This window comes from Robertmurraya korlensis (genome assembly GCF_023715225.1).
Taxonomy (GTDB): Bacteria; Bacillota; Bacilli; order Bacillales; family Cytobacillaceae; genus Robertmurraya_A.
This window is the reverse complement of record NZ_JAMBNS010000001.1, coordinates 488,234-508,236: the sequence shown is the minus strand read 5'-3', so window position 1 is coordinate 508,236 and position 20,003 is coordinate 488,234. Positions and strand designations below refer to the sequence as shown.

The window sequence follows — 20,003 nt, the reverse complement described above, 5'->3', positions numbered from 1 at the left end:
CCTCCAACTTTATTTTCCTGTTTCCATTAAATCATACATTTCAAGAAATTTCGTGTTAAAGTCACCTTCAACAAACTTTTCGTGATTTAAAAGTTTTAAGTGGAAAGGAATGGTTGTATGAATTCCTTCTATGACAAATTCACTAAGCGCTCTTTTCATGCGTGCGATTGCTTCTTCCCTAGTACTTCCGTAAGTAATCAGCTTCGCAATCATGCTGTCATAATATGGCGGAATCGTATAACCAGGATATGCAGCTGAATCCACACGAACTCCTAAACCTCCAGGAGGAAGATACATCTCTATTTTACCAGGTGAAGGCATGAATTTCTTCATTGGATTTTCTGCGTTAATTCTGCATTCAATTGCCCACCCATTAAAACTAACTTCTTCTTGAGTTAAACTAAGCTTTTCACCAGATGCCACTTTTATTTGTTCCTTAATCAGGTCAACGCCAGTTACCATCTCTGTGACAGGATGTTCTACTTGGATACGAGTATTCATTTCCATAAAGTAAAACTTACGGTTTTGATAATCATATATAAATTCTACTGTCCCTGCACCGGAATAATCAACCGCTAGTGCTGCCTTTACGGCTGCTGTTCCCATCTCATGTCTTACTTCTCCGTCTAAGGCTGGAGATGGCGTTTCCTCGAGAAGCTTTTGAAGTCTTCTTTGGATGGAGCAATCTCTTTCCCCTAAATGGATGGCATGACCATGATTATCTGCAAGAACTTGTATCTCCACATGTCGGAACTCTTCAATAAACTTTTCGATATATACACCAGGGTTACCAAAAGCAGTTAATGCTTCTTGTTGAGTAATGTTAATCCCTTTGATTAGCTCAGTCTCCGTTCGGGCCACACGAATCCCTTTTCCGCCCCCACCAGCAGTCGCTTTTATTATAACAGGGTACCCGATTTTATTAGCCAATTCGATTGCTTCTTCATCGTCTTTAATGATTCCTTGGGATCCTGGAACAATAGGAACTCCTGCTTGTTTCATCGTTTCACGAGCTACATCCTTTGTCCCCATCTTAGAGATGGCTTCAGGAGATGGTCCTACAAATGTGATATTCACATCTCTACAAAGATCAGCAAAGTCAGCATTTTCAGCTAAAAATCCATAACCAGGATGAATCGCGTCACAGCTCGTCAGCTTAGCTACACTAATAATATTAGTAAAATTCAAGTAACTATCTTTTGAAGCTGTTGGTCCAATACAGTATGCTTCATCAGCAAGCTGAACATGTAAAGATTCACGGTCCGCTTCAGAATATACTGCAACAGATTCAATCCCAAGCTCACGACAAGCTCTTATAATTCGAACAGCTATTTCTCCTCGATTCGCAATTAATAACTTTTTTATCATAGCAGACAGCTCCTTACTCTGGCTTCACTAAAAATAACGGTTGACCATACTCCACTAACTGTCCGTCTTTTACAAGTATTTCTACAATTTCTCCGTTAACTTCAGCTTCTATTTCATTAAATAACTTCATTGCTTCGACAATACAAACAACTGAATCGCTAGAAACCTTTGATCCAACCTTAACATACACATCAGCATCAGGAGAAGGCGATTGGTAGAAAGTCCCCACCATCGGTGAAGTGATTTTATGTAAGTTTGAAGTATCAGCAGCAGGTGTTTGTGCTGGTTGTGCTTGAGGTGCAATTGGCTCCTCTTTCTTTACCTCTACAGCAGCCACTGGTGCTGGTGTTCTGTCAGCAACGACTACAGGTGCTGGTGTAACTTGTTCCTTTACAGTTACAGTACCCTCAGCCACATTTTTTTTCATTTTAATTTTTGCACCTTCGTATTCATATACAAATTCATCTAGACTTGATTGATCTACAAGTTTTATTAATTCTCTAATTTCTTGAACCTTTAACATCATACTCACCTCTAATTTACTTTTTAGCACTAGATACTAATATCATACGATAAGACCTCATAGAAGTTCAACCTTTATTCCTCTATATACATATTCGACAAAAGAACACGTTTTCATTTTTGAAATATAAGATTTTTTTAAATTTTTCCTATTCATTTTTCTTCTACGACTAAAGTTGTAGAAAATATAGAGCTTTTTCACGAGGGAAATAATAAAAATATTTTCTATTCTGTAATTACAAGAAACCATTTATACAGGAGGAGATTTGTAATGAATAGTAACGATGTAGTCATGATTACAGGAGCATCAAAAGGATTAGGAAAGGCTTTAACATTAGCATTTGCCAAACAAAGGAAACGATTGTCTATTTGCGCCAGAAATACGGAAGCCTTATTTCAAGTGAAGGAAGAAGCTGAACAATTAGGAGCAGAGGTGTTTGCAATAAAGGCAGATATTTCTCTTCCAAGAGACGTAGAAAGATTTGTAGCTTTAACAGTAGAACGGTATGGACAAATCGATGTGTTAATCAATAATGCCTCAACTCTTGGGCCGAGTCCAATACCTCTATTACTAGATTATCCTGAGTATGACTTTTCTACTACATTTCACGTAAATGTTCTAGGTCCTTTTTTGATAACAAAAAGAGTGCTGATTCACATGCTTTTACAAAATAAGGGGGCAGTCATTAATATTACCTCTGAAGCCGGTTCAACTGGGTATGCCGGATGGGGTGCCTATGGGGTGTCAAAGTTTGCACTTGAAGGATTAACAGAAACTTGGGCTGATGAACTACGTGACACAAATATCCGCATCAACATGGTCGATCCTGGGGAAATGAATACCGAAATGCACGCACTAGCCGTCCCTGATTGTGATTATCCTCTAGCAGACCCGAACGATGTGGTTGATATTTTTCTTTATTTAGCTTCCGAAGACGCAAATAATATTACCGGGAAACGGTTTGAAGCCCAAGTATACAAGGAGGAAAGAAAATGACTTCACAAGCTTTTGATTTTCATCTTCCGAGACAGTTAAATGCGTCAATCCCTCCTGAGCGAAGAGGGATTAGACGTGATCAGGTAAAAATGATGGTACTTAATAAACAAAGTGGGCAAGTAGACCACGATGAATTCAGTCATCTTGAACATTATCTTCAAGCAGGTGACCTCCTAGTTCTTAACAATAGTAGAACAATCCCCGCACTATTAAGAGCTAGGTTTCATCAAAATAGTCTGAAGGAACCATCAACTATAGAGGTGAAACTTGCTCGTAAACTAAATGAGTTCGAATGGGAAGCATTAATTTTAAGTAAAAAGGTATCGGCTGGAGAAGTTTTATACTTTTCCCCCACTTTGTCAGCTACTGTATTAAATCTGAAAAGCCCTACTCCCCTCTCACGAATTCAATTTTCAAAAGGAGGTACAGAGCTACTAGAAGAGATCTATATGATAGGAGAACCTATCCGTTATGAATATATTCATGAACCTTGGAGTCTTGAATATTATCAAACCGTTTTTGCGTCAACACCCGGATCGTTGGAAATGCCTTCAGCTGGAAGAGCCATAAGCTGGGAACTGCTATTTCGATTACAAAAAAAAGGGATTCAGATTGCTTTTCTTCAATTACACACTGGGCTTAGTTATTTTTTGGACGACAATTTGCTTCCAAGTCCTGAAGAAAATTGTGAGAAATATATCATTCCAGAGAAGACAATGAATAAGGTGCTAGATACAAAGAAAAGCGGATCAAAGGTCATTGCGGTTGGTACGACAGTTGTTCGTGCCTTAGAAACCGCCGCGAAGACCAGCTGTCTCTCTGGTTGGACAAATTTGTATATTACTGAAGAGTCAAAGTTGCAGTTGATAGATGGCATTATTACTGGCTTTCATGAACCAAAAGCGAGTCATTTGGATATGCTTTTAGCTTTTGTACCAAAAGAAAAACTATTTCCGGCGTATGAGGAAGCACTTAATAAACAATATTTATGGCATGAATTTGGAGATATTAATGTCATCCTTTAGGAGGTAGTCTGCTTGCGAGTCCATCATTATGGGATTGAAGTAAAAGATATGGAGAAATCCATATCTTTTTATAAAAAGGCACTTCATTTTCAGATAGAAAAAAAGGTAAAATTTATGGAAGAAGAGATTGTTTTTTTACGGTTAGAAGATGTTCGCTTGGAACTTTTTCTCGGTGATCATGTAAATAAAGTTTCACATACGCATATTTGCTTCGAAGTTCCTTGTATAACTGAGGTCCTTCTTCGTTGTAAAGAATACGATTACTGTATAGTGGAGGGTCCATACGAGTTGGAAATCGGTTGGAAAACTGCATTTGTGACAGGACCCTCTAATGAAACGATTGAATTTTTACAAATGAGTTTGAGATAGTATCAACATACTAAATTTCTATTGTTTGAGGGTGGTCCTGATGGGAGAGAGTTCTAGATATAGAGAAATGAAGATACTTAAAGAAATTGCTGAAATGTTAAACGAGGGGACTGAATTGTATCATGTTCTATCTCAAGTCCTAAAAAAGCTATTGGATATAACAGGACTTCAAACCGGTTGGATCTTTTTTATTGATGAAAAAGGCTCCCATCAACTTGTCGCACATGAAGCCCTCCCTCCTGCTCTTTCGTATGAACAGAACCTGAGAATGTGCAAGGGTTCGTGCTGGTGTGTTAATCGTTATCATCATCAGAAATTAACAAAAGCAACCAATATTATTGAGTGCCAAAGAATTGAGGAAGCAATAGAAGCAAAAATGGGAGATCATAACGGTTTAACCCATCACGCTACTGTTCCGCTCCGTGCGGGAGAGGAACGATATGGTTTATTAAATGTGGGCGCTCCCTTTAAAACCTTTTTCAAGGATGATGAGTTAGCCCTACTTGAAGCCGTTGCTTTTCAAATTGGTACTGCCATTAAGAGGATGAAGCTTGTGGAACATGAGCAAAAAACCGCCCTCAATGACGAGAGAAATCGACTTGCTCGAGATCTTCATGATTCGGTAAATCAATTATTATTTTCTTTAAGTCTCACGGCAAGAGCAGGAAGAGAAATGACAAAAACAGAGGAAATGAAAAATACCTTCACCTATATACAAGAGCTCGCTCAAGATGCACTTGGGGAAATGAGATCCTTGATTTGGCAGTTACGTCCCCAAGGGTTAGAGGATGGGCTGCTGAGCGCCTTTCAAAAATACGGCCAACTACTAGGGCTAACTGTTCATATAAATATGAAGGGTGTTCCTCACTTTTCAAATCAGGTCGAAGAAGCACTGTGGAGAATTGGGCAAGAAGCACTTGCAAATTGTAAAAAACACGCAGGTACAACGATTGTGTATATTGATTTGGAAAAAACCAAAAAGGAAACCACTTTCATCATTAAAGACCTTGGCATTGGCTTTCAATATCAAAAGGGAATCCAAACACCTTCTCTAGGTTTACAAAGTATGCAATTTCGAGCTGAAGCCATTAAGGGAGAATTTTCATTAGAAAGTAATCTAGGAAATGGTACAATTATTCAAATCAAAATACCTCATTAAGGAGGGGTGCTAAATGACAACGAAGATTCTTGTTGTCGATGATCATCACGTCGTTCGTCGGGGACTCGTCTTTTTTCTACGCACGCAAAAAGAGATTGAAATTGTGGCCGAAGCAGCTAACGGAATAGAAGCCATTGAGCTTACGAAAAGATATGAGCCCGACCTTATATTAATGGACCTTTCCATGCCGGAAATGGATGGAATCGAAGCCACGAAAATTATAAAAACCTTGTACCCTACGATAAAAGTCATTATTTTGACAAGCTTTTCTGAACAGGACCATGTAATTCCTGCACTCGAGGCGGGTGCTTCTGGATGTCAATTAAAGGATATTCAACCAGACGAACTTGTTCAGTCGATCCGAAATGTGATGCTAGGAACAAACCAGATACATCCCAAGGCCACAAGTCATTTATTAGCAAAGTTATCAATCGATCGAAACCAATCTCGGCATTCAATTTATGAGTTAACCAAACGAGAAATGGATGTATTAAAAGAAATTGCCAAAGGTAAAAGCAACAAAGAGATTGCAACAAGCTTATATATTACTGAAAAGACAGTCAAAACCCATGTTTCTAACCTTCTCTCAAAGCTTGGTTTAGCCGATCGTACCCAAGCAGCCCTTTATGCTGTTAAAAATCGGCTAGTTGAATAAGAAAACGGAAAGCACTCGGGCTTTCCGTTTTTCTATTATTTACTTATTTGGAATTGTACTACTGGCTTCAAGCCACCTAATTCAGAGCGAACTAACTTTAAAATTTCATTAGCAGCAGCTGGAGAATGGCTTTTTGCTTTTACAGTGACACGTACTTCGTCATCGTTTACTCTTACTAAAGCATCTTCATAGTCCATAGCTACAATCATTGTTTCAAGATACGCTTCTTTTTGAGTAACATCATTTAATTCTTTAATTTTATCAAGAGCCGCATTAATGTCTTCAGTTGGTAGATCTGTAGAAGCAACTGTCGTTTCTAGCTCTTCTTTTAATTTACTTCTCTCTTCATCTAGCTCTAGGCGTAGTGCTTCAAACATTTCATCGCTAGCCGTGCTAGAAATGACTGATTCACCAGATTCAGATTTATTTTCTCCACTTACTGTTGAATCTTCCTCTGTTTCTTTGTCTACTGTAGCCATATTATTCATTTGCTGTTCTGGAGAAGTAATGTAATATACCGATAATACAACAACTAAGCTAAGCATTGTTAATAACCAAACCGTTTGTTTTTTCAATAACATCTATAAATCCCCCTTTTATTTTTTAGGCATTACAGATACTCGGTGAACCGGTACATCTAATAGTTTCGTAACGGACTCAAGTATCCATTTTTTTACTTGTATATTATCAGCTCCCTTTGCAATTACGATGACACCGCGTATGGCTGGCTTCTTCGTTTCTATCACAATAGGAACCTCTTTTTCCCCATCTCGGATAATCACTAACTGTTCATCCTTTGATTGGTCTTCGACTGTTCTTTGCCCACCCTCACGGTCAACCTCTTCGGTTTTTTGGGACTGAACAACCACATTTTTTTCTAGTATTTTTTTCTCAGTCGCGTCAACATTTACTGCTACAATGACTTCTCCAACGCCGACAATTCCCTCAAGTGTTTCCTTTAATTGATTTTCATAATGATCTTCATAGGCGGCAATGATTTCATTCCCATCAATTTTTTTCTGTCCAAATGTTTCTACATCCTCGCTTGAATCCTCAGCCTTTCCTCCCGTTTCAATAGCGGAAGAACTTGGATTTGGATTTATGAGCAAATTGCTTGCTAACATAATGGCGGCTCCAATTAATAAGACGATTAAAAAGTATTGATATTTACTAGATTTTTTCTCAGGAGGGCTATCTTTACTAAATAGTTTTTTTAGGAATGTAATTGGCCCTTTATCTTTGTTAGGTTCTTTATCTTTTTCTGTATCATTTTCCACTTATTTGTTCCCCCCTTCTATGAAGATTTCAACAGCGCCTTTGTTTACATCCCATTTTTCAGAGAGAAGTGAAGACAGTTCTTCGTTTTGTTCACTTTCGGAATTAGATGGTAGAGGTGAGTTCGTATTAATATCAACCATTTGTACGACTTCTACCACATCCTCTTTTGTTGATTCACGTAATGTAACAGATATCTCTTGAAGATTGTCTGGGAAGGTTGCGCTGCTCGTTTCATCCACTGATAGATCGATACTAGCAATCTCTAAACCGTACTGTTCCATCAACTCCTCTTCAACGTCCTTTTTCAATTGGACAGCCACTTCTTCTAAAGCATATGCATCAAAAGAGGCTTGTATTTCTTTTTTCTTTAATTCTATTGAATTTTCTATATTTTTTTCTGAAATGGAGTCTACTTCTGTGATGGAGGAGAGGCTCGCCTCGAAATCACTAGATAATATTTTCAGAACCGGTGAAAGAATAATGGCTATTAGCAATAATCCAGTAACCATCCTGGTGTACTTTTGCATATTCGAATTTGGAAGCAGCATATCAACAACTGTTGCCAGCAAGACGAAAAGGATAATATTTGTGATCCAATCTTTTAGAAAATCCATTCCACTCCTCCTAACGAACCATCATCGTAAGGTTTCCTGCTGCAATGACAACGGTTAAACTTAGAAAAAACATCATAGATACGATCGCTAAAGCAGCAAATACGAAAACAATACTTTTACTAATGATTTCTAAACACGCGATAACGGGTCCTCCACCTAGAGGCTGTAAAACGGCAGCTGCAAACTTATAAATAAAGGCAATCATTAATATCTTAATCGCTGGAAAAGCGACAATTAGTAGTAATATGGCTACTCCTGCAATTCCAACGGTATTTTTCAGTAAAAGAGAAGCACTAATTACCGTGTCTGTGGCATCTGTAAACATTCGTCCAATAACAGGGATAAAATTACCGGTAATGAATTTCGCTGTTCGAATTGTAATTCCATCTGTCACAGCCGCTGAAGCTCCTTGTACACTTAGAACACCAAGGAAGACGGTCAGGAAAATCCCTAATAATCCAATGCTCCAATTTCTTAACAGGTTCCCTAATTGAGTCACTTTGTGATGCTCTGATAAAATACTCACGATGCTAAGTACTGCTCCTAAAAATAGAAGTGGTAAAACAACATATTGTATAAACATTCCACTGCTATTCATAAGGAATAAAATCACTGGATGGAAAAAGGCTGCAGATACAAGCCCCCCCGACGAGGCGATTAATGCAAGGAGAAGCGGTATTAGCGCTAAGATGAAGGAAATCATAGTTGTTATCGTATCATTTGTATATTGGATAGCTATATGAAAACTATTTAGCGCAATAATAATTAACACCATGAATACAATCGCATAGGCTACTTTACTAACTGTGCTCTTTTCAAATGAATTTTGTAGTGTTTGCAAAAACATCGAGAACACGGTAAGTAATATTAGCGTGCCAAGAAGCTTTCCATTCACAACAAATTCGTGAAATATAAATTTAATTATTCCATTCGTCCACTCTTTTAAGGAAAATTGCTTGTCCCCTTTGATAAAGTCGTACAAGCTTCCCTTTTGACTTTCCGGGAGAAACCCACCATATTCTGTCGTAATCTTTTCCCAAAACACCTTCATTTCATCGATATCCAACGCTTCAAGCTGTTCTTCCATCATTTGTTCAGGATTTAGGACTGACTGTGAAGAAGATTGCGTTTCTTCGTTTGTCTCCGCCTTACTTATTGGGACAGATACAAATAGGATGAGAAATAAGAGAGAGATTGTTTTGAAGATCAGTTGCTTCAACTTTTTCACCTTCTTTTATTCTGTTCAGTAGCTCAACTAATTTGGGATTAATGCAATAATTGTTTCTATCAACACAGTCAAAATGGGAATCGCCATGGCAAGGATTAGTATTTTCCCAGCCATCTCAATTTTCGAGGCGATTGCAGCTTGTCCCGCATCCTTTGTAATTTGAGAAGCAAACTCCGCAATATAAGCAATTCCGATGATTTTCAGAATGGTTTCTACATAAATGATATTTACATTTGCATTTATCGCTATTTTTTCAAGCATATGAATAATCGCGTAGATTTGATCGATTAGATAGAGAAAGATAGAACATCCCACAAATACGATTAGCAAAAAGGCGAAATTTGGTTTCTGCTCTTTGACTACAAGAGCTAAAAAAGTAGCAATGAGTGCAAACCCAACTATTTTTAAAATTTCAATCGTCAAACCCTCCTTTACCCTTGGAATAGGAACACTGATTTGATCTTTTGAAATAAGTCATCTACAATTGAAGCAACCATAAACAATATATAAATAAAGCCAAATAAAGTTACCCACTGAGCGTACTCTTTCTTTCCAACTTGATCGAGAATTGTGTGTAAAAACGCAACTACAATACCTACTCCAGCTATTTTAAAAATAATATCTACTTCTAGACCCATTCGCTTTTCCTCCTAAGACCACATTCAATTTTTTACATCAGTAGAATAACTAGTAGTAAACCTGATAGAAATCCTAAGCTTTTCATCATCTTTTCATATCTCGATTGCTTATCAAACGCATCCGCTTCTTCACGCTCTAGATGAGTTAAGGCCAAACGAATTTGTTTTTGTTGCGAGAAACGATCATGTCTACCAAGCGTCTCCCCAAATTGCTTCATAATCTCATATTCTCCTTGTTTTAATGCTGTGAGCTTCCAAACCTCTTGAAGGCTTTCCTCCCACGCATCTTTTACCGTAGTTTCAGAGTTGGTTAGTTTCTTAGAAAAAGATTCAAAAAACCAAGAAAGAGGCTTGGAAAGCTGTGAAGCTAATCTTCTAGCTGCTTCATGAAGAGGGGTATGACCATACATAATTTCAGCCTCGAGTGATTGTAAAGCTGACTTTAATTGTCTTAGCTGACGAGGCCTTTCTGTTAAATGCCTAGAGGCTTCAAAGCCCGTCCAAGTAGTAGCAATGATAATAAAAACGGCTCCGATTAACTTTATCATTTATGTCACACTCACTTTTCTGACAATTTCCCTACCCTGTTGATCCTTCACAGAAAGTATCGTGCCTGGCCCTTCTAAACGGCTTAATTCAATAAATCTTTGAAATATTCCACTCTTGATGATTGGTGTTAATGTGGGTCTTTTTAAAATATCCGCGTACGAATGACCATGTGTCGTTGTTAAAAGAGAGATCCCTGCATGAACGGCTTCTAAAATTGCCTCTCCATCCTCTTCCCTACCAATTTCATCTACAACTAGTACATCAGGGCTCATAGAGCGAATCATCATCATCATTCCTTCCGCTTTTGGACAAGAATCTAATACATCTACTCTCGGTCCAAATGTCAGCTGAGGAACACCATTTATACTTCCAGCAATCTCGGATCGCTCATCAACAATTCCTACCTTAGCTGCCGGGATCGTTTTTGTACCTGTTGAAATCACTCTCGCTAAGTCTCTTATTAACGTGGTCTTTCCTGTCTGTGGCGGACCAATGATCATGGTATGCAACCAATCTCCTTCATATAGAAACGGGAGGAGACTATGACAAATCCCAATTTTCTCTCTTGCTATACGAAAGTTAAAAGAGGAAACATCTGTAATTGCTTTCACCTTGCCCGCCTCCAAAATAACTTTCCCAGCAAGTCCTACCCGATGACCGCCTGCCACCGTAACATATCCTCTTTTTAATTCTTCTTCTAACGTATAGATAGAAAAATGACTGATCTTATTCAGCAGTTGGATCGCATCTTCTGCTTTTACCGTATAAGATAAAAAGATTGGATTTCCCCCACAGGTGATTTCCAATGGGCGACCAATTCTAATTCGAATTTCTTCCATATCATTTAATTGAAAGGGAGACAGTTGATTCATTTGATTGGCAATTGCTTTAGGTAACATACCAATAACCTCTTCCATAACCTTTACCTCCTGTCATCAGAACCTTTCTCATTAATTCATTTGTATGCCTGCTTGGCCACTTTATGACTCCTGAATTCTATAATTAAGAGTAGAATCTTATTCCTTAGACTGCATACATTTTACAAAGAGAAGTACTAAAAATAAGGAGGAGTTGATATGTATCAAGATTACACGCGTGTATGGAACCATTATCCTTCCAGAGCAACAAGTACAAATGAAATTAGAGTGATAGGAGAAGGAACGGTGGATATTCAGCCTGACCAGGCCGATGTTATTATTGGAATCATTACGGAGAATAAGGACCTCGTGCCTGCACAGCGAGAAAATGCACAAGTGAGTTCTGCTGTTGTGGATGCTTTGCTTTCACTACAAATTCCGAGAGAAAAAATTAGAACATCTGATTATTCCATTTTCCCTCAATACGACTTTGTCGATGGCGTACAAACGTTTAGAAATTATAAAGTAGAACATCGTTTAACTGTTACTTTATCCAATATGGAGCAAATTGGCATGGTTGTTGATAAAGCAGTAGAAAGTGGAGCAAACAGTATACTAGCGATAAATTTTTCTGCAAAGAATAATTTAATTCAAGAACAACAAGCACTCACACTTGCCGTTAATGATGCCACACAGAAGGCGGCAGCAATTGCTCAAGCCCTACGTGTTCAACTTAATCATCCTCCCATACTCATTATTGAAGGTGGCAGTGCTATAACCATCCCTGAGCCACTTTATACTACGATGCCTATGGTAAAAGGAGTAAGTACAACGATAGAACCAGGATTACTACAAGTAAAGGCAACCATTACGGCTGTCTTCCAATTTACTTCATAACAAAAAAAGACACTCACTCGAGTGTCTTTTTCATTCGCTATTGAAAGTATATGATTAAGCTCTTGAAACGTATGAAGATTCTGTTGTGTTAATGATTAAACGATCACCTTGGTTAATAAAGAAAGGCACTTGAACAGATAGACCCGTTTCTAGAATAGCAGGTTTTGTTCCACCTGAAGCTGTGTCACCTTTAATTCCTGGCTCTGTTTCAGCTACTTCAAGCACTACAGTATTAGGAAGTTCAACTCCTAGTGTTTCACCTTGATACATCATGATATGAACTTCCATGTTTTCTTTCAAAAACTTTAGTTCATATTCAATAGAAGTTGCTGGAAGCTCGATTTGATCATATGACTCAACGTCCATGAATACATGTTGCTCACCGTTTGCATATAAATACTGCATTTTGCGGTTGTCGATTTGCGCTTTCGCTACTTTCTCACCCGCACGGAATGTCTTCTCTTGAACCGCTCCTGTACGCAGGTTACGAAGCTTTGAACGAACAAATGCCGCACCTTTACCAGGCTTAACGTGTTGGAAATCCATTACGCGCCATAAGCCGCCATCTACTTCAATTGTTAAACCTGTACGAAAATCGTTTACTGAAATCATTAATAAATCCTCCTAATATGATGCATTAAAGAATAATAAGCTCTTTTGTAGAGTAAGTGAGGGATTCATTTCCATCCTTCGTAATAATCGTATCATCTTCAATACGAACACCGCCAAGCCCTGGAATATATATACCAGGTTCGACAGTTACAATCATTCCTTCTTCAAGAACAAGATTTGATCTTACCGAAAGTGCAGGTCCTTCATGCACTTCTAGACCAATACCATGTCCCGTTGAATGACCAAAATATTCACCATACCCATGTGAAGAAATATGATTTCTTGTTAATGCGTCGGCTTCTTTTCCCGTCATTCCTGGTTTGATTCCTTCCATCCCGAGTAATTGCGCTTGTAAAACAATATTGTAAATTTCCTTTAGCTTATCATCAGGTTCTCCAACTGATACAGTTCTTGTAATGTCGGATACATAGCCTTTATAATATGCCCCAAAGTCAAGTGTTACAAAATCACCTGCTTCAATTACTTTTTCACTAGCCACTCCATGAGGAAGTGCAGATCGAATTCCCGAAGCAACAATTATATCAAAAGATGATGAAGTTGCACCTCTTTTTCTCATAAAGAACTCAAGCTCATTCGAAACCTCTAACTCTGTTATACCGGGACGAATAAAGCCTAAAATATGTGTAAACGCAGCATCTGCAATCTTTGCTGCTTCCTTTAATATCTTAATCTCTGCGTCAGTCTTTATCAAGCGCAACTTTTCAATAACGCCTGATAATGGGACTAGTTCTGACTGCAAAGCTTCTTTATATGATTGATAAGATGAATATGTAACATGTTCTTGTTCAAATCCTAGTCTAGTGATTCCAAGCTCTTTAACTTGCGCGGCTACTTCTTCAGCTACGGTACCGTTATGCTTTACGATTTCAAAGCCGACACATTGCTTTTCCGCTTGTTCGACGTAACGAAAATCTGTAATAAATTGTGCACGATCTTTACTTATGAGGACAACACCTGCTGAGCCTGTGAAGTTAGACATATAGCGACGATTAAAACTACTTGTAATAAGAATTCCATCCACCTTTAACTTTTCTATCTCAGCTCTTAATTTATTTAATTTTTCCATCATTCTCTCCCTTTCGTAATCTTATTCTGTTAAACGAAAAAAGAATGCTCAATAAGAACATTCTAACACATCCTTTTTTCGTTACACTAGTCTGGAGAGAAGGGAGGCTCATGGTTTGCCTTTTTTATTTTCTTCATTTCATGTTCCTCATAGGAAATCGAATAACCGATAAACGTCCCATATAAAACATAAAAACATGCTGTAGTAATTAATGTATTTAACTCCATCTTTCTAAATGGAGGAATTCCAGGGAAGATCGGGTTAAGTACGAACAATACTAATCCAAGTAACACAAGTCCAAAGCCCATGCTAATGAATATACTCCTAAAACGTCTGAGCGCTATGTAATACATAATGGCAACTCCGATTGAAATAACTCCGAGAAGAAAAATGGAAATGACTGTACCAAGCCATTGTTTCTTCCATGCGCCGATCGCCCATGGCTCTAAGATAACCCTTGGATGAATCTCAGTGAAGTTAAAATACCAGGCAATAAATGCAAGAAAACTCCATAGCATTCCTCCTACAAACCCTGTAATAATGACCATAGCCATAAATGATAATGGTTTTTCATGCTGTTCTTGCTCATATTTCCCCTTGTTTTCTGCCATTAAAATCACCTCCATTTGTATTATGTCCCACGGCATTTCTTTCCTTACTTATAAATAAAAATAATTTGATTTCTGTCAATTTAAGTTTACATGATAGAGGTTTTTTTCCTTTTCTAGTAGAATAAATATTAAGATAAGATTTTATTAAACAAATGTAAAAACGGAGTTCCAATATCGTGGAAAGTTGCATAAATTAATTAATACCTTTAAAACGTTTTATACAATAACAACCTCACCATTAAAATGTTCAAGCCCAATATCCTCACCATCATTAACGAACAATGGGTAGAAATTGTGTAATTGTCAGAACAGCTAGTTTAAAAGCGGAAAAAAATGCTAATCATGCTTTTAGGGAGGTGGCTTTCATGAAAAATCGAACTTCGCTTATTTTTATCGTTTGTTTAGTTACTTTAGCTGCTATTGGAGTAGTTTCTAGACTTATGGTCAATCCTAGTGAATTTTTTAAAAGTATTTTTGTGTTTGCAATTGTCGGAGTCATTCTGTACTTTTTGGTTCGACATTTTTATAAGGGAAGTCCCGACAAAAAAGAACAGCATGCGTTCCGCAAAGCTGCTAAGCGTTCGAAAAAGAAGTATTTTCAAAAAGAGGGTCGGAAGCCTTCAGCTAAAAGTGGCTCCATTACTTCGTTAAAAAAGCATGCGAATAAATCCAAATCAGCCACACATTTAACGGTCATTGAAGGGCGAAAAGGCAAAAAGAAAAACCGAGCATCGTTTTAGACGCTCGGTTTTCTTTTTAATAGCTCCACTTAGAAAAGAATTGGGAAGCTCTTTCCTTTCCTAGATCGAAAAGGATTTGCTTTTTCTCCTCGGTCAATTCAAATTCCGTTGTTAATACCCCTTCTGTTGGGATAAAGATGATATTTTTTTCATGCTTTCTTGAAATATACCGCGAGTCATGTGCATCCTTCATAGTCTCAAACAGAGCCTCGTATAGCTTAATTGCATTGGTAATTTGTTTATTTGGTCGATCTTGAATACTATGAGACAGTTTGATTCCTAATACAGGTCGGACCTTTTTTACATTCTCACTATCGAATAGCCACATAGGGAAATTACTAAGAACTCCACCATCAACAACTGTACTTGTCGTATGGTCATGCTTGATTTTCACAGGTTCAAAGAAATATGGTAAGCTGCAACTCATTCGAATCGCTTTTGCAACTGAAAATGAATTTGGATTAATTCCATAATACGGCAAATCATCTGGGAGAACAATTAATCGGCCATTTGATAAATCCGATGCGACAACTCTTAAAGCTTGAGGTTCGAGGTCTGCAAAGGTTCGAACACCTTTTTGTGAAAGCTTTTCAGCAAGCCACTCTTCAAGTTTCTGGCCCTTATAGATACCCAGTCTCCAATAAAGAAGAATCCATTTAGCCACACGAAAGGGTAGATAAGAAGGCCGAGTATCCAAAAACGTTTTTAAATCCAACTCATTGATAAGCTCATAAACCTCTTTGCTTGTATAGCCTGCAGCAATTAACGAAGCAATAATTGAGCCTGCACTTGTTCCTGCCACTCTTTTAAAACGAAAGCCTCTATTTTCAATTGCTTCATAGGCACCAACTAAGGCAATCCCCTTAATGCCTCCCCCAGAAAAAACGCCGTCAATATACATGGAAGTCACTCCTTAGATGCACGTATATGATACATCTTTAAGCAGTTGCTTCCTGAAATAGTACGGCGGACAATCTAAATCATTTAATTTTTTTATCGAATTGGACTTTTACGTAAAGTAACTTACCTCTGCAGTAGGAAAATACTCTTTAACATACCCTCGAATCGTTTGCTCCATTTCGGCTGCTTCATCCGTTTGATACACATACTTTCCTATTCCGTAACGCCCCCATTTGTATTTTCTTTTTTCCTCATCCATTTCAAGCTTTGTTTTTGGGTAGCGCTTTTCTATGACCTTTTTCGCTGGCTTGGTAAAACGATGTTGAATTAATTCAAAGGTTAAGTTAGGTAACTCAATTCCTTGTAACGAGTCACTAAGACGCTCAAATAACTCTCGATACCCTTCCTTCCAGTCGTCATGAAGATAGATAGGAGCCACAATAAAACCTAGTGGATATCCTGCATTGGCGACCTTTTTAGCAGCTTCAAGACGTTCATCAAATGTTGATGTTCCTGGTTCGAAATTTTTAATAACATATCGCGAATTCACACTAAAACGAAATCGTGTTTTCCCATTATGTTTCGCATCAAGCAGATGGTCTACATGGTGATATTTCGTTACAAAACGAAGCTGACCATATTCTGTTTGACCGATGAACTCGATCGTTTTCTTTAGGGAATGTGTCAAATGATCTAAACCAACAATGTCTGATGTACAAGCGGCTTCGAATCGAGTGATCTCTGGTGCTCGTTCATCCATATATTTTTGAGCTTGATTAAAAATATCTTCTAGATTTACGTATGTCCGAATATACGGCTTACTTCCTAATGTGGTTTGTAAATAACAGTAGTGACAATGCCCCATGCAACCCGTTGCTAAAGGAATGGCATATTCTGCTGACGGCTTAGATGTATCAAATTTTAATGTTCTTCTTACACCCACGACTAAAGTGGACTTGGCATTACGGTATTGCTGAAGCTCATTGTCTCCAGGAATCCCACGGATTTGATTATGTGAAGTAGTTTCTCTTATTTCAAGGCCCATATCTTCAAACTTTTTTTTCAATTCTTTACCGAGTTCATACTCTAATGCACCTGGCTCTATATATACAAGCTGTGGAACAAACGGCTTCATTTTTTTCCCTCATTTCATCAACCTAGTTATACAGGTAGTATGAACAAAAAAAGAAAGAAACGAAAAAAGAGGATGGAACAATTATTTCCATCCTCTTTCCCTTTAAATTATAGACCACACTTTAATTGTGCGTTACAGTTTGTACAAGTGTTACAGCCACCAATTTCTTTTACTTTTCCTTTACGACAAACAGGACAAGTATTTCCAACTTCTGAACCAATGGTCACATCTGTTGAGCGAAGATCCGAGATGGTATCAACTAATACTACATGTGCTTTTTCTACATTGGTCTCAAAATCATCAACCGTATTTTCTTCTGCTTTCAGTGTTAGAACCTGGCTATCACGTGATCCATCCACATAAACCGTACCACCCTTTGCTCCACCTCGGTATAGACGCTCATACACTTTTTCTACCTGCTCAACGCTATATCCTTTTGGTGCATTTACCGTTTTACTGATTGAACTATCAATCCATCTTTGGATAACACATTGTACGTCCGCATGCGCTTCAGGTGAAAGCTCCATCGCAGATACGAACCAGCTAGGTAACTGATCAGGATCCGCTTCTGGATGGCGGTCAAGATAATCTTGTACAATATCTGCCTTTACTTCAATAAACTTCCCAAGACGTCCACTACGGAAATATGAGAACGAGAAGTAAGGCTCAAGACCCGTTGAAACACCAACCATTGTTCCAGTAGACCCTGTAGGAGCTACTGTTAGCAAGTGAGAGTTACGAATTCCATTTTCAAGAATGGCTTCTCTCACATGCTCAGGCATCTTTTGCATAAAGCCCGTTTGCGTAAATGCTTGACGAAGGCGATTCGTTTCCACATCTGTATGCCCTACAAGGAACGGGAAGCTTCCTTTTTCCTTCGCTAGTTCAACAGATGTTTCATACGCTGTTGTTGCAATCGTTTCAAACACTTTATCAATAAGAACGTTTCCTTCTTCAGAACCGTATTCTGTCTCACAATAGATTAGAAGATCATGTAAGCCCATTACACCAAGTCCTACACGTCTTTCTCCTAATGCTTGGTTCTTATTGTCCTCAAGGAAGTATGGAGTTGCATCAATAACGTTATCTTGCATACGAACGCCGACAGCGACCGTTTGTCTTAGCTTTTCGAAATTAACCGTTTTTGTCTCTTTATCTGCCATCTCCGCTAAATTAACGGCAGCAAGGTTACACACGGAATATGGTGCTAGTGGTTGTTCTCCACATGGATTTGTAGCTACTACTTGTTGACCATATGCTTTTGCATTTGTCATGTCGTTTGCGTTGTCGATGAAGAAAATTCCAGGCTCAGCTGAGTATGTCGCACAAATATTGATCAGATTCCATAATTCTTTTGCTTGGATCTTTCTGTACACTCGTACTTTATGGCCTTGCTTTTCCCACTCACGAACGTCCCCGACTTTATGCCACTCTTCATTGTAAATCTTCATTTCCTCAGCATCATAGCTTTCCACATCTGGGAATCGAAGTTCGTACGCAGTATCATTTTCAACCGCTGTCATAAACTCTTTCGTTAAACAGATAGAAATATTCGCACCTGTTAAGAATTCTGAGTTATGAACAGAGAAATTCCCTCCAGTAGCAAGCTTTTCTTCCGCGTCTGCAATGTTTTTCTCAGAAAAACCACCATGACCTGGAATCGTTTTATAATTAGCAATTCCTTGATACATAGAACGCTCACTCTCAGTAAGAGGAGAAAACTTTAGTTTTTCTTTCGCATATTTTTTAATCGTTTCATCTTTTGTTGTCTCAAGTAAGAAACGAAGAATTCTTGGGTTTTGCATTTTTGAAATAATAAATTCAATAATGTCAGGATGCCAGTCCGCTAACATGATCATTTGAGCTCCACGTCTTGATCCACCTTGCTCAACCAAGTGAGTTAACTTTGCAATATCATCCAACCATGATACCGAGCCAGAAGATTTACCGTTTACTCCACGAGCAAGTGTATTTCTAGGTCTTAAAGTTGATCCGTTTGTTCCAACTCCGCCACCACGGCTCATGATTTCCATTACTTGCTTACGATGCTCGGAGATTCCTTCACGAGAATCTTGAACAAATGGCATAACATAACAATTAAAGAATGTTACTTCTGTTCCAGCGCCTGCTCCATAAAGAACTCGTCCTGCTGGAATGAAATTTAAGTTAACAAGTTCCTGATAAAACTTCTGGAACCATTCAGCCTTCTTTTCTTCTGTTCTCTCTACTGAAGCCAAGCCTGTTGCGTTGCGTTTCGCAATTTGCTCATAAAACACTTCCAATGGCTTTTCAATGACATCAAGCGAACGATTAATAACTCCTGTACTAGCTTCTTCCGGGTCATCTAGAACACCTCTAAACTCCTCATCAACAAGCACTTTAGCCATCTTTTGGTCCCAATCAATTTCAAGAATAAATCCAAGACCTCTAGCAGGAAACTTTGGATCTTCTTTAATTGTAAGAACAACAAAATCTCCGTTCGATAATGTTATCTTTTCCGTATCTTTAAATGTATAACGGTCAAGCATAACAAGTCTTGATACCCCTTTATGAGTAATCTTCATATCTGGGGTTACTGGATGCACCTGAGGAAACAAGCTAATGTCCTTGTTTAAACTCTCGACATCAATATTCATTTTTTTTCTAAACGCAACAGACATACACACAACTCCTTTAAAATATACAAATGCTTCTTTTAATCTACTCTGTAAAAAACTACTAATAGAAATCCAGAATCTAGCGCAGCTAGGAATATTCTTAAA

General features: G+C 38.2%; 23 protein-coding genes. 7 read left to right on the top strand and 16 right to left on the bottom strand.

Annotated features, from left to right (window positions below):
- Positions 1 to 9 precede the first annotated feature (9 nt).
- Both accC and accB read right to left on the bottom strand, forming a co-directional pair.
- Positions 10 to 1,368 (bottom strand): acetyl-CoA carboxylase biotin carboxylase subunit, encoded by a 1,359-nt coding sequence (gene accC, locus M3175_RS02765; RefSeq protein ID WP_251514369.1) that lies wholly within the window; start codon positions 1,366 to 1,368, stop codon positions 10 to 12.
- A gap of 13 nt (positions 1,369 to 1,381) precedes the next feature.
- Positions 1,382 to 1,891, bottom strand: a complete 510-nt coding sequence (gene accB, locus M3175_RS02760) for an acetyl-CoA carboxylase biotin carboxyl carrier protein (RefSeq protein ID WP_251514368.1) — start codon at positions 1,889 to 1,891, stop codon at positions 1,382 to 1,384.
- A gap of 270 nt (positions 1,892 to 2,161) precedes the next feature.
- On the opposite strand from accB, the gene M3175_RS02755 reads away from it, so the two are divergent.
- The 5 genes from M3175_RS02755 to M3175_RS02735 all read left to right on the top strand — a co-directional run bounded on the left by M3175_RS02755 (position 2,162) and on the right by M3175_RS02735 (position 6,095).
- Positions 2,162 to 2,887 carry an SDR family oxidoreductase gene (locus tag M3175_RS02755; RefSeq protein ID WP_251514366.1) on the top strand — a complete coding sequence of 242 codons (726 nt, stop codon included), beginning with the start codon at positions 2,162 to 2,164 and terminating at the stop codon, positions 2,885 to 2,887.
- Complete coding sequence (locus M3175_RS02750; RefSeq protein ID WP_251514364.1) at positions 2,884 to 3,912, top strand: S-adenosylmethionine:tRNA ribosyltransferase-isomerase; 1,029 nt, start codon at positions 2,884 to 2,886, stop codon at positions 3,910 to 3,912. The genes M3175_RS02755 and M3175_RS02750 overlap by 4 nt, the downstream gene beginning before the upstream one ends.
- A gap of 12 nt (positions 3,913 to 3,924) precedes the next feature.
- Positions 3,925 to 4,281 (top strand): VOC family protein, encoded by a 357-nt coding sequence (locus tag M3175_RS02745; protein ID WP_251514363.1) that lies wholly within the window; start codon positions 3,925 to 3,927, stop codon positions 4,279 to 4,281.
- A gap of 67 nt (positions 4,282 to 4,348) precedes the next feature.
- Positions 4,349 to 5,440 (top strand): GAF domain-containing sensor histidine kinase, encoded by a 1,092-nt coding sequence (locus M3175_RS02740; protein ID WP_285852108.1) that lies wholly within the window; start codon positions 4,349 to 4,351, stop codon positions 5,438 to 5,440.
- A 13-nt stretch (positions 5,441 to 5,453) separates the two neighbouring features.
- Positions 5,454 to 6,095: a response regulator gene (locus M3175_RS02735; RefSeq protein WP_251514360.1), complete on the top strand. Its 642-nt coding sequence runs from the start codon at positions 5,454 to 5,456 to the stop codon at positions 6,093 to 6,095.
- A 35-nt stretch (positions 6,096 to 6,130) separates the two neighbouring features.
- Here the strand turns inward: M3175_RS02735 and M3175_RS02730 are convergent, their stop codons facing one another.
- The 8 genes from M3175_RS02730 to spoIIIAA are packed head-to-tail and all read right to left on the bottom strand — an operon-like array spanning position 6,131 to position 11,319.
- On the bottom strand, positions 6,131 to 6,676 hold the full coding sequence (locus M3175_RS02730; protein WP_251514358.1) for a SpoIIIAH-like family protein: 546 nt from the start codon (positions 6,674 to 6,676) through the stop codon (positions 6,131 to 6,133).
- A 15-nt stretch (positions 6,677 to 6,691) separates the two neighbouring features.
- Entirely contained in the window at positions 6,692 to 7,372 is a 681-nt protein-coding gene (gene spoIIIAG, locus M3175_RS02725; protein ID WP_251514356.1) for a stage III sporulation protein AG, read from the bottom strand.
- Positions 7,373 to 7,987: a stage III sporulation protein AF gene (gene spoIIIAF, locus M3175_RS02720; RefSeq protein ID WP_251514354.1), complete on the bottom strand. Its 615-nt coding sequence runs from the start codon at positions 7,985 to 7,987 to the stop codon at positions 7,373 to 7,375.
- A 10-nt stretch (positions 7,988 to 7,997) separates the two neighbouring features.
- Positions 7,998 to 9,206, bottom strand: a complete 1,209-nt coding sequence (spoIIIAE, locus tag M3175_RS02715; RefSeq protein ID WP_251514353.1) for a stage III sporulation protein AE — start codon at positions 9,204 to 9,206, stop codon at positions 7,998 to 8,000.
- Positions 9,207 to 9,242: 36 nt separating this feature from the next.
- Positions 9,243 to 9,638: a stage III sporulation protein AD gene (gene spoIIIAD, locus M3175_RS02710; RefSeq protein WP_251514351.1), complete on the bottom strand. Its 396-nt coding sequence runs from the start codon at positions 9,636 to 9,638 to the stop codon at positions 9,243 to 9,245.
- 8 nt (positions 9,639 to 9,646) lie between these two features.
- The gene (gene spoIIIAC, locus M3175_RS02705) at positions 9,647 to 9,853 is read right to left on the bottom strand and encodes a stage III sporulation protein AC (RefSeq protein WP_009794945.1); all 207 of its coding nucleotides are present in this window, start codon (positions 9,851 to 9,853) and stop codon (positions 9,647 to 9,649) included.
- A gap of 32 nt (positions 9,854 to 9,885) precedes the next feature.
- Positions 9,886 to 10,401: a stage III sporulation protein SpoIIIAB gene (gene spoIIIAB, locus M3175_RS02700; protein ID WP_251514349.1), complete on the bottom strand. Its 516-nt coding sequence runs from the start codon at positions 10,399 to 10,401 to the stop codon at positions 9,886 to 9,888.
- The gene (gene spoIIIAA / locus M3175_RS02695) at positions 10,402 to 11,319 is read right to left on the bottom strand and encodes a stage III sporulation protein AA (protein WP_251514347.1); all 918 of its coding nucleotides are present in this window, start codon (positions 11,317 to 11,319) and stop codon (positions 10,402 to 10,404) included.
- Between the two features lie 159 nt (positions 11,320 to 11,478).
- Here spoIIIAA and M3175_RS02690 point away from each other — a divergent pair, with 159 nt between their 5' ends.
- Positions 11,479 to 12,156, top strand: coding sequence for an SIMPL domain-containing protein (locus M3175_RS02690; RefSeq protein ID WP_251514346.1), 678 nt, complete (start codon positions 11,479 to 11,481; stop codon positions 12,154 to 12,156).
- A 54-nt stretch (positions 12,157 to 12,210) separates the two neighbouring features.
- Here M3175_RS02690 and efp read toward each other — a convergent pair whose 3' ends face one another.
- The 3 genes from efp to M3175_RS02675 form a co-directional block, all read right to left on the bottom strand.
- The gene (gene efp / locus M3175_RS02685) at positions 12,211 to 12,768 is read right to left on the bottom strand and encodes an elongation factor P (RefSeq protein ID WP_251514344.1); all 558 of its coding nucleotides are present in this window, start codon (positions 12,766 to 12,768) and stop codon (positions 12,211 to 12,213) included.
- A gap of 25 nt (positions 12,769 to 12,793) precedes the next feature.
- Positions 12,794 to 13,855, bottom strand: coding sequence for a M24 family metallopeptidase (locus tag M3175_RS02680; protein ID WP_251514342.1), 1,062 nt, complete (start codon positions 13,853 to 13,855; stop codon positions 12,794 to 12,796).
- A gap of 86 nt (positions 13,856 to 13,941) precedes the next feature.
- Positions 13,942 to 14,466, bottom strand: coding sequence for a YqhR family membrane protein (locus tag M3175_RS02675; RefSeq protein ID WP_251514340.1), 525 nt, complete (start codon positions 14,464 to 14,466; stop codon positions 13,942 to 13,944).
- Between the two features lie 365 nt (positions 14,467 to 14,831).
- Between M3175_RS02675 and M3175_RS02670 the strand changes: the two genes are divergently transcribed.
- A complete protein-coding gene (locus M3175_RS02670; RefSeq protein WP_251514338.1) occupies positions 14,832 to 15,206 on the top strand; it encodes an SA1362 family protein in 375 nt (124 codons plus the stop codon).
- Between the two features lie 16 nt (positions 15,207 to 15,222).
- On the opposite strand, the gene M3175_RS02665 is transcribed toward M3175_RS02670, so the two are convergent.
- The 3 genes from M3175_RS02665 to M3175_RS02655 all read right to left on the bottom strand — a co-directional run bounded on the left by M3175_RS02665 (position 15,223) and on the right by M3175_RS02655 (position 19,901).
- A complete protein-coding gene (locus tag M3175_RS02665) occupies positions 15,223 to 16,107 on the bottom strand; it encodes a patatin-like phospholipase family protein (RefSeq protein ID WP_251514336.1) in 885 nt (294 codons plus the stop codon).
- A 108-nt stretch (positions 16,108 to 16,215) separates the two neighbouring features.
- Positions 16,216 to 17,241, bottom strand: a complete 1,026-nt coding sequence (splB, locus tag M3175_RS02660; RefSeq protein ID WP_251514334.1) for a spore photoproduct lyase — start codon at positions 17,239 to 17,241, stop codon at positions 16,216 to 16,218.
- A gap of 107 nt (positions 17,242 to 17,348) precedes the next feature.
- Complete coding sequence (locus M3175_RS02655; protein ID WP_251514333.1) at positions 17,349 to 19,901, bottom strand: vitamin B12-dependent ribonucleotide reductase; 2,553 nt, start codon at positions 19,899 to 19,901, stop codon at positions 17,349 to 17,351.
- Positions 19,902 to 20,003: the final 102 nt, after the last annotated feature.